The organism is Streptomyces sp. NPDC093510, assembly GCF_040683555.1.
Taxonomy (GTDB): Bacteria; Actinomycetota; Actinomycetes; order Streptomycetales; family Streptomycetaceae; genus Streptomyces.
The window spans coordinates 89,136-110,188 of record NZ_JBFBEE010000009.1; the positions used below are offsets into that span (position 1 = coordinate 89,136).

Sequence of the window (21,053 nt, forward strand, 5' to 3'; positions counted from 1 at the left end):
TCTTCTCTTTTGCGATCGGCCACGTCAGGAGCCGGATATCGGGCTCGCAGGACGCAGATCCGTCCAGTGCCGCTCCACATAGGCCAGGGAATCCGCCCGTGAACTCGCCTCTTGTACGACGCTCCAGCCGTCCGGAACGTCCAGGCCGACGGGCCAGAGAGTGTGCTGGTTCTCGCCGTTCACGAGCACCAGATATTCCGCACCCTCATCTTCGAATGGATTACTGGCCATTTATCTTAAACCCCCCGGAAATCCCAAAGAATCCCTTTGTGTCCGCAGGGATCATTGCGCGGAGGATCTAATTCCATCAAGGATTTGTGACATTGATCACAGGGCGTAAAAGGAGGACAGGGTGCGATATGACCGAATTTCACTGGTGGCGTTAAAGCAGCGCCTTCGTAAAACGCTCCCCGCGGCCGCCCCGGGACCGGAGGCCGCACTTTGCGATTTTCCCGTCCGTGTCAACTTCGGCGTCCGGTCGCGTCCGGTCGCATCCGGTCAGGCGGAGGCTCTGCGCTTCGCCGTCGCCTTCTTCGCCGTGGCGGTCTTCTTCGCCGGCGTCTTCTTGGCGGCCGTCTTGCGGGCCGTCGTCTTTGTCGCCGTCTTTGTCGCCGTCTTTGTCTCTGTCTTTGTCGCCGTCTTGGCGGCCGCCGATTTCGACGCGGTCGACTTCGCCGCACCCCTTCCACCGGTCGCGGCCTTCTTCTTGGCCGATGCCGATGCCGATACAGACGCCGATGCCGCCGTCGACTTCTTGCCGCCCACCTGTTTGGGGGTGGCGCGGGCCGACTTGCGCGGGAGCCGCGTCACCTCGGCCATCGAACCCCCGGCCGACCCGCTCGCCGACCCGCCGCCCGCATCGCCCTCCGCGGCCTCGCCGCGCGCCGTGCGGGCCTCGCGCACGCTGTTCTCCAGAGCGGCGAGCAGGTCGATGACCTTGCCGCCGCCCTCACCGGCCGGGGCACGCTTCGCCGGGGCCGCGCCGTCCGCCTTCGCGGCGACGAGCTCCTCGACCGCCTCGCGGTAGTCGTCGTGCAGCGTGTCGAGGTCGACCTCGCCGAGGGTGTCCATCAGGGCGTCCGCCAGGCCGAGTTCGGCCTCCCGGACGGTGACGTGCTCATCGGGGGCGACCCCTTCGGGTGCCCGGATCTCGTCCGGCCACAGCAGCCCGTGCATGGCGATCACGTCGTCGACGACGCGCAGCATGCCGAGCCGCTCCCGGCCCCGGAGCGCGTACTTCGCGATCGCCACCTTCCGGCTCCGCTTGAGCGCCTCGCGCAGCAGCGTGTACGGCTTGGCGGCCGGAACGCCGTTCGCCGACAGGTAGTACGCCGCGCCCATCTGGAGCGGGTCGATGCGGTCCGCGGGGACGAAGGCGACGATCTCGATGGTCCGGGCCGTCGGGATGGGCAGCGCGGCCAGGTCCTGGTCGGTGATCGGGATGATCGAGCCGTCCGCGTCCTCGTACCCCTTGCCGATCTCCGCCGTCGGCACCTCACGCTCCTCCAGCTCGCAGACCTTGCGGTAGCGGATGCGGCCGCCGTCCTCGGTGTGGATCTGCCGGAAGGAGATGGAGTGGTTCTCGGTGGCGTTCACGAGCTTGATCGGGATGCTGACCAGGCCGAAGGAGATCGCGCCGTTCCATATGGATCGCACGTCCGACACCTCACAGTAGGAAATGGCACTCTTTGTGGCGATACAGGCGTTTTATGGGACTCTCATCCTATGACGCCGATCACAGAGGTGGAGGGGCGACGGCTCGCGCTCAGCAATCTCGACAAGGTCCTGTATCCCGCGAGCGGCTTCACCAAGGGCGAGGTCCTGCACTACTACGCGAGCACCGCCGAGGCCCTCCTCCCCCACCTCCGCGACCGGCCCGTCTCCTTCCTGCGCTACCCGGACGGGCCCGACGGCGAGCGCTTCTTCTCCAAGAACGTGCCGCCGGGCACCCCGGACTGGGTGCGCACCGCCGAGGTGCCGCGCTCCCGCTCCGAGGGGAAGGCGCGGCAGATCCTCGTCCAGGACCTGGCCACGCTGATGTGGGCGGCCAATCTGGTGACGGAGTTCCACGTGCCGCAGTGGCGGGCCGACGCCCCGGCGCGGGCCGACCGGATGATCCTCGACCTGGACCCCGGCCCGCCCGCCTCGGTCGTCGAATGCTGCCGTGCGGCGCTCTGGCTGCGGGAGCGGCTGACGGCCGACGGGTTCCACGTGTACGCCAAGACGTCCGGGAGCAAGGGACTGCACCTGCTCGTACCGCTGGAGCCGACCCCCTCCGAACGGGTCACGGCGTACGCCAAGGGGCTGGCCGTCGAGGCGGAGCGCGAGCTGCCCGGCCTCGTCGTGCACCGCATGACGCGGAGCCTGCGCCCCGGCAAGGTCTTCGTCGACTTCAGCCAGAACGCCGCCGCGAAGACGACCGCCGCGCCCTACACCCTGCGGGCCCGCCCGGAGCCGACCGTCTCCACCCCCGTGACCTGGGACGAGGTCGAGGGCTGCGACGAGCCGGGGCAGCTGGTCTTCGCCGCGGAGGACATCGCGGGCCGGCTCCGACGGCACGGGGACCTCTTCGAGCCCCTCGCCGACCCCGACCGGGCAAGCCCCCTGCCCCCGACGCGCTGACGCACTGACGCACATCACAACCCGCCATGTGACCAGCATCACACCTATTCAAGTTTGACTAGTGGCGCCTCGCGGCATACCTTCTCTGTCACTAGTCAAAGTTGATGAGGAGACCGCGTGACCCTTCTTCCCGAGACCGGATACGTCCCGACCGCCGAGGACCGCGCGAGCCTGGACGCCTGGTTCGCCGAGTACGACGCGCACAGCGCGAAGCGCGACGTGGAGCGGATGGCCGACCTGGCCGTCTTCCCGCTCAACCTGGTCAGCGACGACTCCGCGGGCGACGGCCGGTCGGCGCAGTGGGACCGCGAGCAGTTCGTGGGGACCATGACGCACGTCATGGGGGACGGCAGCGAGGACATCACCTTCGAGTCCACGCGCACGCCCGTCTTCCTCTCCCCCGCGATGGCCGTCGTCTTCACCGACTCGGTGATGACGGCGAACGGCGAGACGCAGCGGCTGCGCTACGCCGACGTCCTGATCAGGCGCGGCGGCTCCTGGGCCTTCCAGACCATGATCCAGGGCGGCTGGGGGGACAACCTGTAGCAGCCGGGCCGCCGGCCGCACCCTGGGGCGGGTCAGACCCGGCGCCAGGTGTGGCGGTCCCTGGCCAGGGCGTGCAGGGCCTCCACATCGGCCGGTTTCAACACCCCGCCGAGGCGGGTCAGCGACCCCAGGTCCGCCTCGCGCAGCACCCGCACGTCGCGTGGCGGCGCCGCCACGTCCAGGTCGGCGGCGCCGGTCCCGGCGAGGACCAGGACGGGGCGGACCTCGGCCGTCAGCGCGAAGGAGGCCCGGCCCGCGTCCGAGCGGACCGTGCGCAGCAGTGGGAACGGCTCGGCGCGGCCGACCGTGACCATCGGGCCGGCGATGCGCACCCGCTGTTTGCGGACGGCGAGGGTGCTCACACAGAACAGGCCCCCGGGGCCGATCAGCAGATGGTGGATGCGGGCGCCACCGGGCAGCGGCAGGGAGTGCAGCACCCGCCAGCCCGCGCCTTCGAGGGCGTCCAGGGCCTCGCCGACCGACTGCTCGGCGGCGAGCGCGCGGTGCCGCGGGTCGGCGCGCAGCCTGCGGGCGGGCGCGGGGTCGCGGTCGAGGGAGATCCGCAGGGCCTCGCCGGGCCGGTTCGGGGCGAGGTCGTCGTCCGGGTGGAGCGCGAGGCGGGCCAGCTCGGCAGGTGTGGGCACGGGCGGTGGCCCCACGGTGACGTGGCCGGTCAGGAAGGGGGCGAGAACCTCCAGGACGTCCGCCTCGTGGTCCTCGCCGAGCAGGTTCACGCGGGACGCGTCGCGGTCGTACCAGGCGACGTTCCTGCCGTCCGCGAGACACACGTACAACCGCTCCTGCCCGTGCCGCCAGTCCGGTACGACGCGCAGTCCGGTCATGCGCCATCACCCCCTGGACCATGGGAACAGCCCGCACGCTCCCGCGGCAAGAACGCGGCAGGAACCCGGCGGCGGGCGACGGAAGTCGGGGCGACTTTGCGCCGACTGCGACTCAGCAGCTATGTATCAGCGGGTCATAGCTGTGCGGGCAGTGCCGTTACGGGACTGGAGGGACTTCACACCCGGACCGGTCGAGCACCCACCGCCGCCCCGCCCCTCTCCGTACCGCCGTCGCCTCCGCCCTCGTCGGCGGAGCGCTGCTCGTTCCGGCCGCCGGCGCCTTCGCGGACGCGCCGGCGCCCCCGCCCACGGCGACGCGGGGCTCCGAGCCCGCGCGGAAGCCCCGGCCGTGCTCGTCGCGCACTACGACACGGTGAACGGCCGCGCGCTGATGAAGGACGTCGCGAAGGCCGGGGTCGGCGACACTGTCGAGGTGCCGCGCGCGGACGGCGGCACGGCGACGTTCGTAGTGCGGGAGATCCAGCAGGTCGACAAGAAGGACTTCCCCACCAATAAGGTGTACGGGGCGACCGGCCGACCCGAGTTGCGCCTGCTGACCTGCGGCGGGCCCCTCGTGGGCGGTCACCGCTCGGACAGCATCATCCTCTGCGCCGCCCTGGTGTCGTGACAGCCGACCCGCTGCCGTGACAGCGGGGCCGGCGCCCCGACAGGCCGCGCCCCGCGGCAGGCAGGAGTGCAGTGAACCGCAGCCGGCTCGCGGCCGTCGCCTTCGCCGTCCTCGCCGTGCTCGCGGCGGGCGGCTGCGGCGATCCGGGCGGGCTGCGGGGCGCCGGTGCGACGCCGACCGCCGTGGGCCCCACCCACCTCTGGCCCGACCTGCCGTCCCCTTCGGTGCCCGCCGAGGACTACGGCGCCATAGAGAGCGTCAAGGTCGAGGGCGTGCGGGTGCCGAAGGGCGACCTGCGCGAGGTGGACCCGGTCGACGTGGTCCGCGCGGACTTCTCCGAGAACCCGGGGACGTACGACCGTTCCGACTCCGCGTACCGGCGGACCATGGAGCGTCTGGAGGACTGTGCCGAGGACGGCTCCGGCGAGAAGGGTCGGTGCCCGGTCCTCAAGGCGTACTACCGCGATCTGACCGGCGACGGGAAGGAGGATCTGATCGTCGGCGTCTCGACGCCCGACGACAACCTCGACATCCGCGTCTACGCCGAGAAGGAACGGCAGCTGACGCAGATCATGGAGATGAGCGACGCCGTCCTCGGCGTCGAGCTGGCCGGGCGCGACCTGATCATCCGCGCCGTCTCCAGCCTCGCCGGGTACGAGTACCACACGGTCTGGTCCTGGGACGCGCACCAGAAGGCGATGCTGCCGACGAGCGACGAGATCGTCCGGGCACCGAACGCGCCGCGGCCCAAGACGGCCCGCCCCTCCCCCGTGCGGCCCTCGGCGAGCGCCTCCTCCTCCGCGGGCGGCGGGCGATGAGCCACCGGCAGCCGCGCGGGCCGCGGCTTCCCGCCTGGACGGCGACCCTCACCTGGAAGGCCGCGGTCTTCATCACCGTCATGTGCTGCGCGCTCGCCGCGCTGCTCGGCGCGCTCGTGCACGTCTCGGTGACCAACCAGACCGTGGGCCAGGCCCGAGAACGCGCCCTCGTGCGCCTCGCCGAGGCCACCGAGCGGTACGAGGCGGGTGACCGGCTCGGGCCCGGCGCGGGCGTCGACCCCGCGGGCCTGCCCGCGAGCCTGCGCGACCTCGCGGTGGGCGGGGAGCGCGGCACGATGGTCGCCGCCCACGAGTCACGGCCGACGATGTGGGCCGCGGGGCCCGCCGACGGGCACCGGGCCATCGCCGTCCAGGTCGACTACGCGCAGGGCGCCCGCACCATCGACGGGCTCGACCGGGCGATCCTCGGCTCCTCGGTGCTCGCGATCGGCGCGACGCTGCTGGTCGGCGCGTTCGCCGTGACGCGGGTGACGCGGCGGCTGCACCAGACGGCGCAGGTGGCGCGGAGGATCAGCGCGGGCGACCTGGACGCGCGCGTCAGGGACCCGCACTCAGGCCCTGACGCGACCGGGGTCCCCCGCCATCAGGACGAGGTGGCCGCGGTCGCCGGGGCGCTGGACACGATGGCGTCCACGCTGCAGGGCAAGCTGCTGAGCGAGCAGCGGTTCACCGCGGACGTCGCGCACGAGCTGCGCACCCCGCTGACCGGTCTGCACGCGGCGGCCGAACTGCTGCCGCCGGGGCGGCCGACCGAGCTGGTGCGGGACCGGGTCGCCGCGCTGCGCATTCTGACCGAGGACCTCCTGGAGATCTCCCGGCTCGACGCGAGGCGCGAGCGGGTCGACCTGGACGCCCATCGACTCGCTCCACTGGCGGAGCGCGTGGTGCGCTCTTCCGGCGAGGACACGGAGCTCGTCGTCGTACGGGACGTGTGCGTGGAGACCGACCGGCGGCGGCTGGAACGGGTGCTCGGCAACCTCGTCGCGAACGCGCTCAAGCACGGACGGCCGCCGGTCCTGGTGACCGTGGACGGTCCTGTCGTCTCCGTGCGGGACCACGGCGACGGATACCCGGACTACCTCGTGGAGCACGGGCCGCAGCGGTTCCGCACCGAGGGGACGACCAAGGGGCACGGGCTCGGGCTGACCATCGCGCTCGGGCAGGCGGCGGTGCTCGGCGCCCGGCTGAGCTTCTCCAACGCGTCGGACGGCGGGGCGGTGGCGACGCTGCGGCTGCCCTTCGAGGAGTCGGCGCGGGCGGGCGCCGACGGCGACAGCGGGGACGGGACGGGCAGAACGGGCGGGCCGCACGGCACGGAGTGAGCTTGCGCGTGCGCACAGTGCCGCTTTTAGTGTGATTTGCGGCCCCCGGGCACTCGCCACGGCCGCCCCGGTCCAACCCCCCAAGGAGTCCCCATGTCCCTGCGGACCACCGTCACCCGGCTCGGCGTGGTCGCCGCCGGCGGCGCCCTCGCCGCACTCACCGTCACGGGCCCGGCCACGGCCCTGGACGACACCGGCGGCGCCGACAAGAAGCCGCCCGTCTACAAGGGCCGCGTCACCGCCAAGAGCGGACTGCTGCTCCGCACCGCCCCGACCCGCGGCAGCAAGGTGGTCCGCAGCGTGCCCCACGGCAAGGTCGTCACCATCTTCTGCAAGACGAAGGGTGACCGCGTCGTCAACAACAACCTCTGGTACCTGCTCACCGACGGGACCTGGGCCTGGGGTTCCGCGCACTACATCGCCAACATCGGGAAGGTTCCACGCTGGTGCTGACGCCCCGGCCGACATAGCCGACATAAGCGGACTTCAGGACGATTGCTTGCTACGTTCCGGGCATGGCCGGAACGAGCGCGGACCCCGCACCCCCAGCGGCCCCCGCTGTCCGGGCCGTCCCCGTCGCCCGGCGCCGCGGCACCGAACTCGCCCTGCTCGTCGTCGCCGTCCTGCTCTCCGTGTACGGCTACTGCGACGTCGGCCTCGCCAGGAACGGCACCGTCCCGCCCGGCGCCGCCGGTTACGGCGCCGGGCTCGGCGTGCTCGCCCTCCTCGCGCACCTCGCCGTCCGCTTCCGCGCCCCGTACGCCGATCCGCTGCTGCTGCCCATCGCGGTGCTCCTCAACGGCCTGGGCCTGGTGCTCATCTACCGGCTCGACCTGGAGACCCCCGCCGACGAGGCCGCGCCCGCCCAGCTGATCTGGTCGACGGCCGGCGTCGGCCTCTTCATCGCCGCCGTCCTCTTCCTGCGCGACCACCGCGTCCTCCAGCGCTACGCCTACCTCTCCGTCGTCACCGCGCTGATCCTGATGATCGTGCCGATCTTCTTCCCCGCCGTGAACGGCGCCCGGATCTGGATCAGATTCGGCGGCTTCTCCATCCAGCCCGGCGAGTTCGCGAAGATCCTGCTCGCGGTCTTCTTCGCCAGCCACCTCGCGGCCAACCGCAACGCGCTCGCCCACACCGGCCGCACCATCTGGCGGTTCGAACGCCTCCAGCTGCCCACCGGACGCGTCCTCGGACCCATCGTCGCGATCTGGCTGCTGAGCGTCGGCGTCCTCGTCCTGGAGCGCGATCTCGGCACCTCGCTGCTCTTCTTCGGGCTCTTCGTGATCCTGCTGTACGTCGCCACGGGCCGCATCGGCTGGATCGCGGTCGGCCTGCTGCTCGCCGCGCTCGGCGCGTTCGCGGTCGGCTCGCTGGAGCCGCACGTCCACAGCCGTGTGGAGGACTGGCTGCACCCCTTCGCCTCCATCGACGCGGGCCAGGGGCCCAACCAACTCGCCCAGTCCCTCTTCGCGTTCGCGGCCGGCGGGATGCTCGGCACCGGGCTCGGGCTCGGGCACTCCATCCTCATCGGGTTCGCCGCGAAGTCCGACTTCATCCTGGCGACGGCCGGCGAGGAGCTGGGCCTCGCGGGGCTCTGTGCGATCTTCCTGCTCTACGCCCTGCTCGTGGAGCGCGGATTCCGTGCGGGGCTCGCACTGCGTGACGCGTTCGGGCGGCTGCTGGCGATCGGGCTCGCGTCGATCGTCGCGCTCCAGGTGTTCGTGATCGCGGGCGGCGTCATGGGGCTGATCCCGCTCACCGGCATGGCGATGCCGTTCCTCGCGCAGGGCGGTTCGTCGGTCGTCACCAACTGGATCATCGTGGCGCTGCTGATCCGGGTCAGCGACTCGGCGCGCGGCCAGCCCCTCCCCGCGGAGGCCAGGTGACGAGGTACATCCGGCACGCCGCCGCCTTCTGCGCGCTGCTGCTCGTCGCCCTGCTCGTCAACGCCGCGCGCGTCCAGGTCGTCCAATCCGACGCCCTCGACGCCAACCCGGCCAACCGCCGCAACACCATCGTCCGCTTCGGCCAGCCGCGCGGCGACATCCTCGTCGACGGGCGGCCCGTGACCGGCTCCCGGGACACCGGTGAGCAGCTCCGCCACGAACGGACGTACAGGAACGGGCCGTTGTACGCGCCGGTGACCGGCTTCGCCTCCCAGATGTACGGCACGGCGTTCCTGGAGAACGCCGAGGACGACATCCTCTCCGGCACCGACCCGATGCTCGCCCCGCTCCCCCTGTGGAACGACATCACGCGGACGCAGAACCCCGGCGGCAGGGTCGAGACGACCGTCAAGGCGCCGGTGCAGCAGGCCGCGTACGCGGGCCTCGGCGGCAAGCGGGGCGCGGTCGTCGCGCTCGAACCGTCCACCGGGAAGATCCTCGCGCTGGTCAGTGCCCCCTCGTACGATCCCGAACGGCTCTCCGGGACCCGGCAGTCGGTCGCGGACAGCTGGGCGGAGCTGAACGGCAGCCCCACCAAGCCGATGCTGAACCGGGCGATCCGCCAGACCTATCCGCCGGGATCGACGTTCAAGGTGGTGACGGCCGCGGCGGCGCTCGACTCGGGCGCGGTGAAGGACCTGGACGCGCCGACGAAGTCCCCGAACCCGTACACGCTGCCCGGCACCAGCACGCGGCTGACCAACGAGGTGGAGGGCTGCAAGAACGCGAGCCTGCGCCTGGCGTTCCAGTGGTCCTGCAACACGGTGTTCGCGAAGCTCGGCGTCGACACGGGCTCCGGCCCGATGACGGAGTCGGCGCTCGGCTTCGGCTTCAACGACGGCGGGCTGAAGATCCCCTCGTCCGTCGCGGCGAGCAACTTCGACACGTCGATGGACAAGGCGCAGCTCGCGCTCTCCGCGATCGGCCAGTACGACACCCGGGCGACGCCGTTGCAGATGGCGATGGTCTCGGCGGCCGTGGCGAACGGCGGCTCGGTCAAGTCCCCCCACCTGGTGGACCGTACGACGACCGACGACGGCGACGTGATCGACACGACGGGCACCAGGACGCTGCGGCAGGCGATGAGTCCCGGCACGGCGGCGCAGCTGCGCGAGATGATGACGCAGGTCGTCGAGGAGGGCACGGGCACGAACGCCGCGATCCCCGGCGTGACGGTCGGCGGCAAGACGGGCACCGCACAGCACGGCATCGACAACTCCGGTACGCCGTACGCCTGGTTCATCTCCTGGGCGCAGGCGGCCGACGATCCGGAGCCCTCGGTGGCGGTCGCCGTGGTCGTCGAGGACGCCTCGGCGGACCGGGGCGACATCAGCGGGGGCGGCAGCGCGGCGCCCATCGCGAAGGCGGTGATGGAGGCGGCGATCCGCGCGGGCTGACCGCGCTCCGGGACCCTCGGGCCCTATCCCGCCTCTCCGGACGTGATCGCGTCCCGCACCTCAGCCACCCGCTCGTGCTCCTCGGCCGCGAAGCGCTCGGCGTCCAGCTTCTCGGCGATCTCCTCGTCCTGGGCCATGAGCTGGTCGAGATTGGCGTCACCCATCTCGAAGACGCCCATGTCGACGTAAGCCTCTTGCAGACGCTTGCCCCACAGGCCGATGTCCTTGACGCACGGCACGATGCGGGAGAACAGCAACTGCCGGAACAGAGCCAGGAATTCGGACTGTTCGCTGTACTCCTCGGCCTGCGCCTTGGGGATGCCGAAGTTCTCCAGGACCTCGACGCCGCGCAGCCTGTCACGCATCAGGTAGCAGCCCTCGATGACGAATTCCTCGCGCTCGCGCAGTTCCGCGTCGGTGAGCTGCTTGTAGTAGTCGCGCAGCGCCATCCGACCGAAGGCCACGTGCCGGGCCTCGTCCTGCATGACGTACGCGAGGATCTGCTTGGGCAGCGGCTTGTCCGTGGTGTCGCGGAGCATGCCGAACGCGGCCAGGGCGAGGCCCTCGATGAGCACCTGCATGCCGAGGTAGGGCATGTCCCAGCGCGAGTCGCGCAGGGTGTCGCCGAGGAGTGACTGGAGGTTGTCGTTGATCGGGTAGAGCATCCCGACCTTCTCGTGCAGGAAGCGGCCGTAGATCTCCGCGTGCCGCGCCTCGTCCATGGTCTGCGTCGCGGAGTAGAACTTCGCGTCCAGGTCGGGGGCCGACTCGACGATGCGGGCCGCGCACACCATCGCGCCCTGCTCGCCGTGCAGGAACTGGCTGAACTGCCAGGAGGCGTAGTGCTTGCGCAGCTCGCCCTTGTCCCGCTCGGTCATCTTCGCCCAGTGGGGCGTGCCGTAGAGCGACATCGACTCGTCTGGGGTGCCGAGCGGGTCGAGCGGGTCGACCTCCAGGTCCCAGTCGATGCGCTTGGCGCCGTCCCACTGCTTGTCCTTGCCCTTCTGGTAGAGAGCGAGGAGGCGGTCGCGCCCTTCGTCGTACTCCCAGCTGAAGCGGGCCGAACCGGCAGACGGAACCTGCCAGTTGAGCCCATCCGGCGGACTGGTGTAAAGCTCGTGCGTCGCCATGACGGCAGGCTCACACGCTGATGGACAAGGGGTCAACAAGTCGCGCGCAAGGGATTGACGGCCTTGCTGACAAGCAGTCTCATAAGACTTGACCGCCGGTAACCCCGCGACAAGGCAGGAACAGTCATGACGACCGTGACGGAAGACGTTTCGCTCGAAGGCCTGCGGGACGCGCTCGGACTGCTCAAGGACCGGGAGCAGGTGGCCGCCCGGCTCCTGGAGTCGTCCGCCAAGCACTCCTTCGACCCCGACAAGGAGCTCGACTGGGACGCCCCGGTCGAGGAGGGCAAGTGGTTCTGGCCGCCGGAGCTCGTCTCCCTCTACGACACACCGATGTGGAAGCGGATGTCCGAGGAGCAGCGGCTCGACCTCGCCCGCCACGAGGCCGCCTCGCTCGCCTCGCTCGGCATCTGGTTCGAGATCATCCTGATGCAGCTGCTCGTCCGGCACATCTACGACAAGTCCGTGACCAGCGCCCATGTGCGGTACGCGCTCACCGAGATCGCCGACGAGTGCCGGCACTCCATGATGTTCGCGCGGATGATCCAGAAGGGCGGCGCCCCCACGTACCCGGTCACGCGCCTCAACCACAACCTCGCCCGCGTCCTGAAGACGGTCTCCACCACCCCCGGCTCCTTCGCCTGCACCCTGCTCGGCGAGGAGATCCTCGACTGGATGCAGCGCCTCACGTTCCCGGACGAGCGCGTCCAGACGCTGGTGCGCGGCGTGACCCGCATCCACGTCGTCGAGGAGGCCCGCCACGTCCGGTACGCGCGCGAGGAGTTGCGGCGCCAGATGGTGACCGCGCCCCGCTGGGAGCGCGAGCTCACCCGCCTCAGCTGCGGCGAGGCGGCGCGCGTCTTCTCCATCGCCTTCGTCAACCCCGAGGTGTACACGAACGTCGGCCTGGACCGCCGGGAGGCGGTGGCCCAGGTGAAGGCGAGCGGGCACCGTCGCGAGGTCATGCAGGCGGGAGCGAAGAGGCTGACGGACTTCCTGGACGACATCGGCGTGATGCGGGGTGTCGGGCGACGGCTTTGGCGGAGTTCGGGGTTGCTGGCCTGAGTTCTTTCGCTGCGGGTCGTGTGTGGCTGGACGCGCAGTTCCCGCGCCCCTGAAACGCCCCCTGCGGGGCGCCCCAGGGGCTGGTCGCGCCCGCGCGGCGGAAGGGACGCACATGTCACAGTCCCGCACCCCTGAAGGGACGCACCCCGAGTTACGCTGCGGGCATGACTTCGCCTGCCGCCTCTCCCGCGTACCGCCGCATGAGCGTCGAGGCGCGGCGGCGGCAGCTCCTGGACTCCGCGCTCACCCTCTTCGCGCACCGCGCGCCCGAGGAGGTCAACCTCGACGACGTCGCCGAGGCGGCCGGGGTCTCGCGGCCCCTCGTGTACCGCTACTTCCCCGGCGGGAAGCAGCAGCTGTACGAGGCCGCGCTGAGGTCCGCCGCCGACGACCTGGAGCAGTGCTTCGCCGAGCCGCCGGACGGCCCGCTCACCCGGCGGCTCTCGCGGGCCCTCGACCGGTACCTGGCCTTCGTCGACCAGCACGACACGGGGTTCAGCGCGCTGCTCCAGGGCGGCAGCGTGGTGGAGACCTCCCGGACGACCGCGATCGTGGACGGCGTGCGCCGGGCCGCCGCCGAGCACATCCTCAGCCACCTGGGCGTGGCGCGGCCGGGCCCGCGGCTGCGGATGACCGTGCGGATGTGGATCACCGCGGTCGAGGCGGCCTCGCTGATCTGGCTCGACGAGGACAAGCAGCCGCCGCTCGACGAGCTGCGGGACATGCTCGTGGAGCAGTTCATGGCGGTGCTCGTGACGACCGCGGGCCGTGACCCGCAGACCGCGGACGTCGTCCGCTGGGCGCTGACCCTGGAGACGCCGGAAGGCCCCGTCGGCGACCTCGCGCGAGGCGTGCTGCCCGTGGTGGCCGACGCGGCGCACCTGCTCTGACCCCCTTCGGACGGCGGGGTGTGACACTGGGACCGTGAAGAGCGAAGACACCCCGTTCGTGGGCGGCCCCCTGGACGGCCGGGTGCTCCCGGTCCTGGTCGGGCCGACCGGGCACCCGCCGAAGACCTACCGCGTGCCCGTCCCGGACGACGCGGGCGGCCCGCCCACCGTCCTCGTCTACCGCCGAACCCCGGCCGACACGAGCACCCGCGTCTCCCTGAGCGCGAAGTGGCGCTACGAGTTCGACGCGGAGGGCGACAAGGGCGGCGGCTTGAAGTGGCCGTGGTCGAAGCCGGAGCCTCGCTGACCGCATGTCTCCGCGGGTCGCGCCCACGCGGCGGAGCCGCGGATGTCACGGTCCCGCGCCCCTTGGGCGCCCCGGAGGGGCGTTTCAGGGGCGCGGGGAACTGCGCGACCAGCCCCCACCCACCCGCAGTCATGAACGATGGGACGCAACCCACCACGCCGACGCCCCCTGCAAGGGTGACCCAAGTTGCTCCGACCGCCCCCCGCCGGGAGGCGGCCCCTTCGCCAGGGCCGGAAGCTCACCCTGCGCGCAGGAGAGCCCTCCGCGCACCGGAGGTGATGACGTGTCAGGACGGCTGCTGAGGTGGATCTGCACGGGTGCCGTCGTCGGCACCCTGGTCACGACGGGCCCCCCGGCCCACGCGGCCCCGGCCCCGGAAGAGCGCCCCGTCACCCAGCTCCTGACGGATCTTCAGCAGCTGTACAGATCCGCCGAGGAAGCCTCGGAGACGTACAACGCGACCGAGGAGAAGCTGAAGAAGCAGAGAGCCAGGGTCAAGGCCCTGGACGACGCGCTGGCGAAGGCACGCGGCGCCGTGCGCGACGGCCGGGGCGACGCCGGACGGTTCGCCCGGCAGCAGTACCAGGGCACCACCGAGCTCTCCCCCTACGTACGCCTGCTGCTCGCCCGCGACCCGCAGCGCGCCCTCGACCAGGGGCACGTGCTCGGACGGGTGGCCGCGGGCCGCGCCGCGACGGTGGAGCGGCTGGCCGGCGGCGAGAAGAAGGCGGACGGCCTCGCGAGGGCGGCGAGAACGGCCCTGGCCGCGCAGACCGCTCTCGCCGCACGGCAGAAGAAGCAGCGGGACAAGGCCGACGGACAGCTGAGGGAGGTCGAGGAGCTGCTCTCCTCGCTGAGCGTCGACCAGCTGGCCGCGCTGCGCCAGGCGGAGGAGGCGGGCACGGCCGAGGCGCAGGAGAAGTTCCTGGCGTCCGGCGCGCTCGGCGGCAGTCCGGCCACCCGGCCGCCCTCGCGGCAGGGCGACAAGGCCCTCGACTACGCGGTCCGGCAGATCGGGCGGCCCTACAAGTGGGGCGCCGAGGGCCCGAAGGCGTTCGACTGCTCGGGGCTGACCCAGCGGGCCTGGGCGCACGCGGGCCGCGAGATCCCGCGCACCAGCCAGGAGCAGTGGGCCGAGCTGCGCCGCATCCCCCTGTCGCGGCTGCGCCCCGGCGACCTGGTCGTCTACTTCCCCGAGGCCACCCATGTGGCGATGTACCTGGGCGACGGCCGGGTCGTGCATGCGCCGCGCCCCGGCTCCCGCGTCAAGGTCTCCCCGATCGCGGCGAACCCGGTGCTCGGGGCGGTGCGGCCCGACCCCGGGGGCCGGGCCGTGTCCGGGTACACACCGCCGAAGCTGCCCGAGGGCGCCACCTCGGGCAGCGACCTCGGGTACGACCGGGCTCAGGTGGCGGGCGCGACCGACTCCAGGTAGGCGGCGGCCTTGTCCGGGTCGAAGAAGAAGTTCTCGAAGTCGGCCGGGTCGTTGAAGCCGTTGGCGAACCGGTCGGCGACCGGCTGGAGCTGACCGGCCGCGCCGAGGATGTTCAGGACGTGCTCCGGCGGGGCGCCCAGCATGGCGTTGGTCCACTTGGTGACGTACTGCGCCGTCTCCCAGTAGCGGTCGAACGCGGACTGCATCCACTCCTCGTCGAAGGGCTTGTCGCCGTGCTCGACGATGGAGGAGATGTACGAGGCGGCGCACTTGGACGCCGAGTTGGAGCCCTGGCCGGTGATCGGGTCGTTGGCGACGACCACGTCGGCGACGCCGAGGACCAGGCCACCGCCGGGCAGCCGGCCGATCGGCTTGCGCACGGTGGGGGCGTAACGCCCGGCCAGCGTGCCGCCCGCGTCGGTCAGCTCGACCTTCGTGGCGCGCGCGTACTCCCAGGGCAGGAACTTCTCCATGAGTTCGAGGGTGAGCGCCAAGTGCTCGCTCGGGTCCTTGACGCCCTGGAAGACGTCGAGGGGGCCGCCAGGGATGCCCTCCCAGAAGAGGATGTCCGCGCGGCCCGAGGTGGTGAGCGTCGGCATGACGAAGAGCTCGCCGACGCCGGGCACCAGGTTGCAGCGCACCGCGTCGAATTCGGGGTGCTCGGGGCGCGGGCCGAGGCCGTGCACGTACGCCACCGAGAGCGCGCGCTGCGGCTCGGTGAACGGGGAGCGGGCCGCGTCGCGCTCGAACATCGAGACGAGCTCGCCCTTGCCCGCGGAGACGAGCACCAGGTCGTAGGTGCGCGAGAAGTAGTCGAGGTCGGAGACCGCCGCGCCGTGGATGACCAGCTGGCCGCCGCGCTGCGCGAACGTCTCCATCCAGCCCGCCATCTTCACGCGCTGGTCGACGGATTGCGCGTACCCGTCGAGCTTGCCGACCCAGTCGATGACGCGGGAGCCGTCGGGGCCCGCGACGGAGACGCCGGCACCCTCGATCTTCGGGGCCTGCGACTCCCAGAAGTTCGCCTGGATGTCGCGCTCGTGCTGGAGCGCGGTGTGGAACATGCACTGCGTGGACATGACCCGCCCGGAGCGGATCTCGTCCGCCGTGCGGTTGGACATCAGGGTGACCTCGTACCCCTGTCCCTGGAGCCCGAGAGCGATCTGGAGCCCGGACTGCCCGGCTCCGACGACAAGTATCTTCCGCATGAGGGGTCCTTCTCTTACTCAGGGGCTCTTACTCAGGAGCTCTTACTCGGGGGTTGCGTCGAGCGCGTGGCCGACCAGTGCGAGGAGCGACTCGATCACCGAGATGCGCTGTCGCGCGTCCATGATCAGCACCGGTATGTGCGGCGGCACCGTCAGCGCCTCGCGCACATCCGCCTCCTCGAACCTCTCGCTGCCGTCGAAGTGGTTGACGGCCACGATGTACGGCAGGCCACAGCTCTCGAAGTAGTCGAGCGCCGGGAAGCAGTCGGACAGGCGGCGGGTGTCGGCGAGCACGACGGCGCCGATCGCGCCGCGCACCAGGTCGTCCCACATGAACCAGAACCGCTGCTGGCCGGGCGTGCCGAAGAGGTAGAGCACCAGGTCGTCGTCGAGCGTGATGCGGCCGAAGTCCATGGCGACCGTCGTGGTCGTCTTCTCCGGGGTCGCGCTCAGGTCGTCGGTATCGGCGCTCGCCTGCGTCATCAGCGCCTCCGTCTGGAGGGGCGTGATCTCGGAGACGGCGGTCACCAGCGTCGTCTTGCCGACGCCGAAACCGCCCGCCACCACTATCTTCGTGGCGATCGGGGCGCGTGACCTGTCCGTCTGCCAGGCCTGCAACTGACCCTCGTTCTCGTTCTCGAGGAGTTCAGAGACGGCGGAGTCCACTCAGCACCCTTTCCAGCAGTGCGCGGTCGGGCTGTCCCGGGCCGTGGCCCGTTCCGTACACGCGGATCTTTCCCTGATCGGCCAGGTCGCTGAGGAGTACGCGGACCACACCGAGCGGCATCTTGAGGAGGGCGGCGATCTCCGCGACCGTACGCATACGACGGCATATCTCGACGATCGCCCGCATCTCCGGCATGACCTTCGACAGCGTGCCCTTGGGCAGTTCGAGACGCTCGTCGGGCGCTTCGATCGCGGCGTTGCTGGCCACGAACGTCTCGACGAGCAGCACGTGACCGAACCTGGTCCGCCCGCCGGTCAGCGAGTAAGGGCGTACGCGGGCGGGTTTTCGGTCGCCGCCGCGCTGGGGCAGCTTGGGCGTCTTCCGGCTGCTGCTCCTGCTGCTGCTCATCGGGCACTCTCCATCGACTGGCGCAGTTCGCTGCGGAGTTCGGGGGTGAGGACGTGCCCGGCGCGGCCGACGAAGAGCGCCATGTGGTACGCGACGACGCTCATGTCGCAGTCCGGGGTGGCGTGCACGCCGAGCAGCGAACCGTCACTGATCACCGTGACGAAGAGGCTGCCCTCCTCCATCGCCACCACGGTCTGCTTGACCGCTCCGCCGTCCATCAGCTTGGCGGCGCCGATGGTGAGGGAGCCGAGTCCGGACACGATGGTCGCGAGGTCGGCGCTGGAGCCCTTGGGGCCCGTGGGCCTGGCCGCGGGGTGCTCGGCGTTCCGCCCGGGGTCGGACGAGAGCAGGAGGAGCCCGTCGGAGGAGACGACCGCGACGGAGAGGAGCCCCGGCACCTCCTCCACCAGGTTCGTCAGGAGCCAGTGCAGGTTGCGGGCTTCCCTGCTCAGACCCTGCCCGGGGGGCGCGGCGGGCGCCGCGGGCCCGCCGGGTCCGGCGGGTCCGGCGGGTCCGGCGGGTCCGGCGGGTCCAGCGGGTTCGACGGAAGAACGGGGCGTGCGCATGGGCGCAGTCAACTGCTTGCCTCCTCGACTGAGTCCCCCATTACGTCTGCGTCTCGATGTACGTCTGCGGCTCGTTCGTTCTCTTCGCCGACCGGCTCTCCCCCGGCGATCTCGGCCTCCACGTCCCGTCGGCCGCTGATCGCGCCCTGGTGGAAGCCGCCGAGGCGGCGGCGGAGTGCCTCCGCGTCCACGGAGCCGGTACGCGGCTTCGGCGCGGCGGCGGGCGCGGTGATCTTCGGGGTCCGCTTGGGCAGCCCCTTGTCGGTGACGCGCTCCCACTTGGGGGGCGCGGGGTCCGTGGCGGGCTCGAGGGCGGATGCGGGGTCCGGCTGACGCTCCGCTTCCGGCTCCGGGGCCGGCTCCCGCTCCCGCTCGGCAGCCTTGGTCTCCGGCTCGGCGGCCTCGGTCTCCGGCTCGGTCTCCGACTGCGGGGCCGGTTCCGCGGCCGCCTCCGGGTCGGGTGCCGGCGGCGGCACGAGTTCCATCGTGGTCTCCGCCGACGGCAGCGCCGTCTCCAGCGTCCGCTCGGCCGCCGCGATCAGCGGGTCCTCGCCGGGCGCGCCGGTCAGCCGCCCCGGCAGCACGTTGGAGTTGGCCTCGGCCTCGGACCCCGGCAGATGGGTCAGGGGCTCACCGGCCCGCGGCGGCGCGACCACGGCGGCCGGCGAGGGCGCGTCCGCGAGGATGCCCTCGGGCAGCACCACGACCGCCGCGACGCCGCCCTGCTTCTGGTCCCGCAGCCGTACCCGCGCCCCGTGCCGGGCCGCGAGCCGCGCCACGACGTAGAGGCCGAGTCCGAGGCCGTCCCCGCTCTCCTGGTCGTGCACGGCGTCGGGGTCGAAGTCCGCGAGGCGGGCGTTGAGCTCCCGCATCCGGTCCTGGGGCACGCCGATGCCCTCGTCCTGGACGGAGAGCATGACCTCGCCGTTCTCCAGGAGCCAGCCGGAGACCTCGACGGAGGCGTCCGGGGGCGAGAACGAGGTCGCGTTCTCCAGGAGCTCGGCGGTGAGGTGGCTGATGTCGTCGGCGGCGAAGCCCGCCACATGGGCGTGCGGCGGCAGCGTGGCGATGCGGACCCGCTCGTACCGCTCGATCTCGGAGACCGCCGCGCGCACGACGTCGACGAGCGGGACCGCGCCGGGGTGCTGGTGGCCGTGCTCGGCACCGGCGAGGACGAGGAGGTTCTCGCTGTGCCGGCGCATGACCGTGGCCAGGTGGTCGAGCTTGAAGAGGGTGGCGAGCCGGTCGGGGTCCTGCTCGCGGTCCTCCAGGTTCTCGATGACGGCGAGCTGGCGCTCGACCAGGCCGAGGGTGCGCAGGGCCAGGTTGACGAAGGTGCCGTGGATGGACTGGCGCACCTGCTCCAGGTGCGCGGAGGCCTCGGCGAGCTCCTCGCGGAGCGCCGCGCGCTCGTCGGCCATGGACTGCCGCTGCCCGATGAGGTGCTTGCGGTCCGATTCGAGGGTGGCGAGCCGCTCGGTGAGGGCGGCCGCGTGGCCGTGCAGCGCGTTGACGGAGCGTACGACCTGGGCGAACTCGTCGTCGCGGCCGGTGAAGCGGATCGGCTCCTGGGGCGCGGGCTCGGTGGCGAGCCGGGCCGAACCGAGGCGCAGGACGGCGAGCGGGCGGGTCAGCGAGCGGGCCGCGCCCATGGCGAAGCCGACCGCGACGAGCAGGCAGACGCCGACGAGCGCGATGCGGATCTCAAGCGCCGTGACGTCGTCGTCGCGCAGCTGGGCGAGGTGCTTGGTGCGCTCGACGCCGAGCGCGGACTCGGCGCCGCGCATCGTCTCGATACGGGCGGAGAGCGCGGCGTCGACCTTCTTGCTGTCGTAGCGCCGCTCGTCCGCGGAGAGAGTGGGCCGGTCGGTGAGGCGCTCCAGGTACTTCTCCGCGGCGCCGACCTCGGCGCCCGTGACGGTCGACTCGTACGTGGCGCGGGCCGGGTCGTCCGCCGCGTCGCGGAAGTCGGCGAGCGCGGCCAGCTCGCGGACGCGGGCCTGCTGGGCGGCGCCGCTGAGCTCGTCGCGGCGCTTCGCGTCGGCCGGGGCCTCCTCGGTGCCGGTGGTGGGCAGGCCGGTGACGGGGTCGACGGCGGGGGTGCCGGTGGGGCGCGGCAGGGAGAGGGCGGCGAGGAGGAGGCCGCGGGCGGCGGCGGCCTGCTCGACGGCGTGGTCGAGGTCGGCGAGGGCGAGGGCGCCCTTGTTGGCCTCGGGGGGCAGCTGCTCGGCCAGGTCGCGGGTGAGGCCGTGGAGTTCGGCGATCACCTTCGTGTACGCCTCGTGCGCTTGGAGAGCGGTGCTCTTGCCGGTGAGCGCCGCTCTGCGCACGGCGGCGATGTCGGCGAGGTCGGCGCGCAGCGCGGCAGGAGTGTCGGCGCCGCGGAGCTCGTCGACCTGCCGGTCCACGCGGGCGCTGCGGCTCTCGGAGAGCCCCTTGCCCTGCGGGCGTCCGGAGGCGATGAACGCCGTGACCTCGTCCCGCTCGTCGGCGAGCGAGTGGCCGAGGGAGACCGCCTGCTGGGTCTGCTCGGCGAGGGTCACCAGGCTCTGTGTGTCGTTCAGCCGGTCGGACGCCGCGATGACGCCGGGTGCGCCCGCTCCCGCGATGGCGGCGGCCACGACGGCGACGGCGACGATCAGCCGATTGCGTACGCGGGCGGTGGGCGCCTTGTTGACCGCGGGCGCGAGGGATGCCGCGGCGGAGGACTGCGGGACGGGCTGCGCCGCGGAGGGTCCGGCGGGGGCGCCGGGAGCGGCGCCCGGGGTGGCGTCAGCGGCGGCCGCGGCAGCCTTGGCGCCCGGGGCGGATGCCGCGCCCGGAGCGGGAGCCGCGCCCGCGGGAGCCGCGTCCGTGCCCTCCGGCGCGCGCTCGGTCGGAGTGTTCGCGCCCGGCGTGGCCCCTTCCGGGGCCGTCTGCTTGCCTTTGCGCCGAGGCCGCATCTTCTGCACCGGTGCTCGCATTCTTGTTTTCGTCTGCCCTTGGGCCCGGGTGACGACCTGTCAACACGAGCGCTCCCCCCGGTACGGCTCCTGACCCTTCCAGTGCCGGTGAGTGGCGGTCGCGCATCGCCTGGCCGGCCACCCGAAGGAGTGAACATCGGCGGGGAGTTGGCGGGCAAGTCCCGCAACGGCCGCCAGGAGGCCCTTACGGGGCGCCGGTTGGACGTCTCCCACAGGCTTTGGCAGGATGCGCCGCCACACCCGTGTCGGAGGTGATCATTCCGGTCGAA

General features: G+C 71.9%; 21 protein-coding genes. 12 read left to right on the forward strand and 9 right to left on the reverse strand.

Annotated elements, in window-relative coordinates; all coding sequences use genetic code 11:
- Positions 1 to 24: 24 nt before the first annotated feature.
- Positions 25 to 231, reverse strand: a complete 207-nt coding sequence (locus tag AB0N81_RS16185) for an MbtH family NRPS accessory protein (RefSeq protein ID WP_365358574.1) — start codon at positions 229 to 231, stop codon at positions 25 to 27.
- Between the two features lie 267 nt (positions 232 to 498).
- Complete coding sequence (locus AB0N81_RS16190; RefSeq protein ID WP_365358577.1) at positions 499 to 1,656, reverse strand: Ku protein; 1,158 nt, start codon at positions 1,654 to 1,656, stop codon at positions 499 to 501.
- 69 nt (positions 1,657 to 1,725) lie between these two features.
- Here AB0N81_RS16190 and ligD point away from each other — a divergent pair, with 69 nt between their 5' ends.
- Together ligD and AB0N81_RS16200 are read left to right on the forward strand one after the other, a co-directional pair.
- A complete protein-coding gene (gene ligD, locus AB0N81_RS16195) occupies positions 1,726 to 2,622 on the forward strand; it encodes a non-homologous end-joining DNA ligase (RefSeq protein WP_365358579.1) in 897 nt (298 codons plus the stop codon).
- Positions 2,623 to 2,739: 117 nt separating this feature from the next.
- A complete protein-coding gene (locus AB0N81_RS16200; RefSeq protein ID WP_365358581.1) occupies positions 2,740 to 3,168 on the forward strand; it encodes a nuclear transport factor 2 family protein in 429 nt (142 codons plus the stop codon).
- Between the two features lie 32 nt (positions 3,169 to 3,200).
- On the opposite strand, the gene AB0N81_RS16205 is transcribed toward AB0N81_RS16200, so the two are convergent.
- Positions 3,201 to 4,010, reverse strand: coding sequence for a nuclease-related domain-containing protein (locus AB0N81_RS16205; RefSeq protein WP_365358583.1), 810 nt, complete (start codon positions 4,008 to 4,010; stop codon positions 3,201 to 3,203).
- A 349-nt stretch (positions 4,011 to 4,359) separates the two neighbouring features.
- Here AB0N81_RS16205 and AB0N81_RS16210 point away from each other — a divergent pair, with 349 nt between their 5' ends.
- From AB0N81_RS16210 to AB0N81_RS16235, 6 genes are all read left to right on the forward strand, one after another.
- Positions 4,360 to 4,638, forward strand: a complete 279-nt coding sequence (locus AB0N81_RS16210) for a sortase (protein ID WP_365358585.1) — start codon at positions 4,360 to 4,362, stop codon at positions 4,636 to 4,638.
- A 71-nt stretch (positions 4,639 to 4,709) separates the two neighbouring features.
- On the forward strand, positions 4,710 to 5,456 hold the full coding sequence (locus AB0N81_RS16215) for a hypothetical protein (RefSeq protein WP_365358587.1): 747 nt from the start codon (positions 4,710 to 4,712) through the stop codon (positions 5,454 to 5,456).
- Positions 5,453 to 6,799, forward strand: a complete 1,347-nt coding sequence (locus AB0N81_RS16220) for a HAMP domain-containing sensor histidine kinase (protein ID WP_365358589.1) — start codon at positions 5,453 to 5,455, stop codon at positions 6,797 to 6,799. Before AB0N81_RS16215 ends, AB0N81_RS16220 begins: the two co-directional genes overlap by 4 nt.
- A gap of 93 nt (positions 6,800 to 6,892) precedes the next feature.
- Positions 6,893 to 7,252, forward strand: coding sequence for an SH3 domain-containing protein (locus AB0N81_RS16225; RefSeq protein WP_365358591.1), 360 nt, complete (start codon positions 6,893 to 6,895; stop codon positions 7,250 to 7,252).
- 62 nt (positions 7,253 to 7,314) lie between these two features.
- Positions 7,315 to 8,688, forward strand: a complete 1,374-nt coding sequence (locus AB0N81_RS16230) for an FtsW/RodA/SpoVE family cell cycle protein (protein ID WP_365358593.1) — start codon at positions 7,315 to 7,317, stop codon at positions 8,686 to 8,688.
- Positions 8,685 to 10,145: a penicillin-binding transpeptidase domain-containing protein gene (locus AB0N81_RS16235; RefSeq protein ID WP_365358595.1), complete on the forward strand. Its 1,461-nt coding sequence runs from the start codon at positions 8,685 to 8,687 to the stop codon at positions 10,143 to 10,145. Before AB0N81_RS16230 ends, AB0N81_RS16235 begins: the two co-directional genes overlap by 4 nt.
- A 23-nt stretch (positions 10,146 to 10,168) precedes the next feature.
- Here AB0N81_RS16235 and AB0N81_RS16240 read toward each other — a convergent pair whose 3' ends face one another.
- Positions 10,169 to 11,275: a ferritin-like domain-containing protein gene (locus AB0N81_RS16240; RefSeq protein ID WP_365358597.1), complete on the reverse strand. Its 1,107-nt coding sequence runs from the start codon at positions 11,273 to 11,275 to the stop codon at positions 10,169 to 10,171.
- Between the two features lie 126 nt (positions 11,276 to 11,401).
- On the opposite strand from AB0N81_RS16240, the gene AB0N81_RS16245 reads away from it, so the two are divergent.
- The 4 genes from AB0N81_RS16245 (at position 11,402) to AB0N81_RS16260 (ending at position 14,972) form a co-directional block, all read left to right on the forward strand.
- A complete protein-coding gene (locus AB0N81_RS16245) occupies positions 11,402 to 12,340 on the forward strand; it encodes a diiron oxygenase (protein ID WP_365358599.1) in 939 nt (312 codons plus the stop codon).
- Between the two features lie 164 nt (positions 12,341 to 12,504).
- The gene (locus AB0N81_RS16250) at positions 12,505 to 13,230 is read left to right on the forward strand and encodes a TetR/AcrR family transcriptional regulator (RefSeq protein ID WP_365358601.1); all 726 of its coding nucleotides are present in this window, start codon (positions 12,505 to 12,507) and stop codon (positions 13,228 to 13,230) included.
- 34 nt (positions 13,231 to 13,264) lie between these two features.
- Positions 13,265 to 13,537, forward strand: a complete 273-nt coding sequence (locus tag AB0N81_RS16255) for a hypothetical protein (RefSeq protein WP_365358603.1) — start codon at positions 13,265 to 13,267, stop codon at positions 13,535 to 13,537.
- Between the two features lie 283 nt (positions 13,538 to 13,820).
- Positions 13,821 to 14,972 (forward strand): C40 family peptidase, encoded by a 1,152-nt coding sequence (locus AB0N81_RS16260; protein WP_365358605.1) that lies wholly within the window; start codon positions 13,821 to 13,823, stop codon positions 14,970 to 14,972.
- Here the strand turns inward: AB0N81_RS16260 and AB0N81_RS16265 are convergent.
- From AB0N81_RS16265 to AB0N81_RS16285, 5 genes are read right to left on the reverse strand one after another with little or no spacing between them, the layout of a single operon-like run.
- A complete protein-coding gene (locus AB0N81_RS16265; protein WP_365358607.1) occupies positions 14,942 to 16,180 on the reverse strand; it encodes a styrene monooxygenase/indole monooxygenase family protein in 1,239 nt (412 codons plus the stop codon). The two genes, AB0N81_RS16260 and AB0N81_RS16265, sit on opposite strands and share 31 nt — an antisense overlap.
- Before the next feature lie 42 nt (positions 16,181 to 16,222).
- Positions 16,223 to 16,846, reverse strand: a complete 624-nt coding sequence (locus tag AB0N81_RS16270; protein WP_365358609.1) for an ATP/GTP-binding protein — start codon at positions 16,844 to 16,846, stop codon at positions 16,223 to 16,225.
- The gene (locus AB0N81_RS16275) at positions 16,827 to 17,255 is read right to left on the reverse strand and encodes a DUF742 domain-containing protein (protein WP_365358611.1); all 429 of its coding nucleotides are present in this window, start codon (positions 17,253 to 17,255) and stop codon (positions 16,827 to 16,829) included. The genes AB0N81_RS16270 and AB0N81_RS16275 overlap by 20 nt, the downstream gene beginning before the upstream one ends.
- On the reverse strand, positions 17,252 to 17,821 hold the full coding sequence (locus AB0N81_RS16280; protein ID WP_365358613.1) for a roadblock/LC7 domain-containing protein: 570 nt from the start codon (positions 17,819 to 17,821) through the stop codon (positions 17,252 to 17,254). Before AB0N81_RS16280 ends, AB0N81_RS16275 begins: the two co-directional genes overlap by 4 nt.
- Before the next feature lie 8 nt (positions 17,822 to 17,829).
- The gene (locus AB0N81_RS16285) at positions 17,830 to 20,784 is read right to left on the reverse strand and encodes a nitrate- and nitrite sensing domain-containing protein (RefSeq protein WP_365358615.1); all 2,955 of its coding nucleotides are present in this window, start codon (positions 20,782 to 20,784) and stop codon (positions 17,830 to 17,832) included.
- Positions 20,785 to 21,053: the final 269 nt, after the last annotated feature.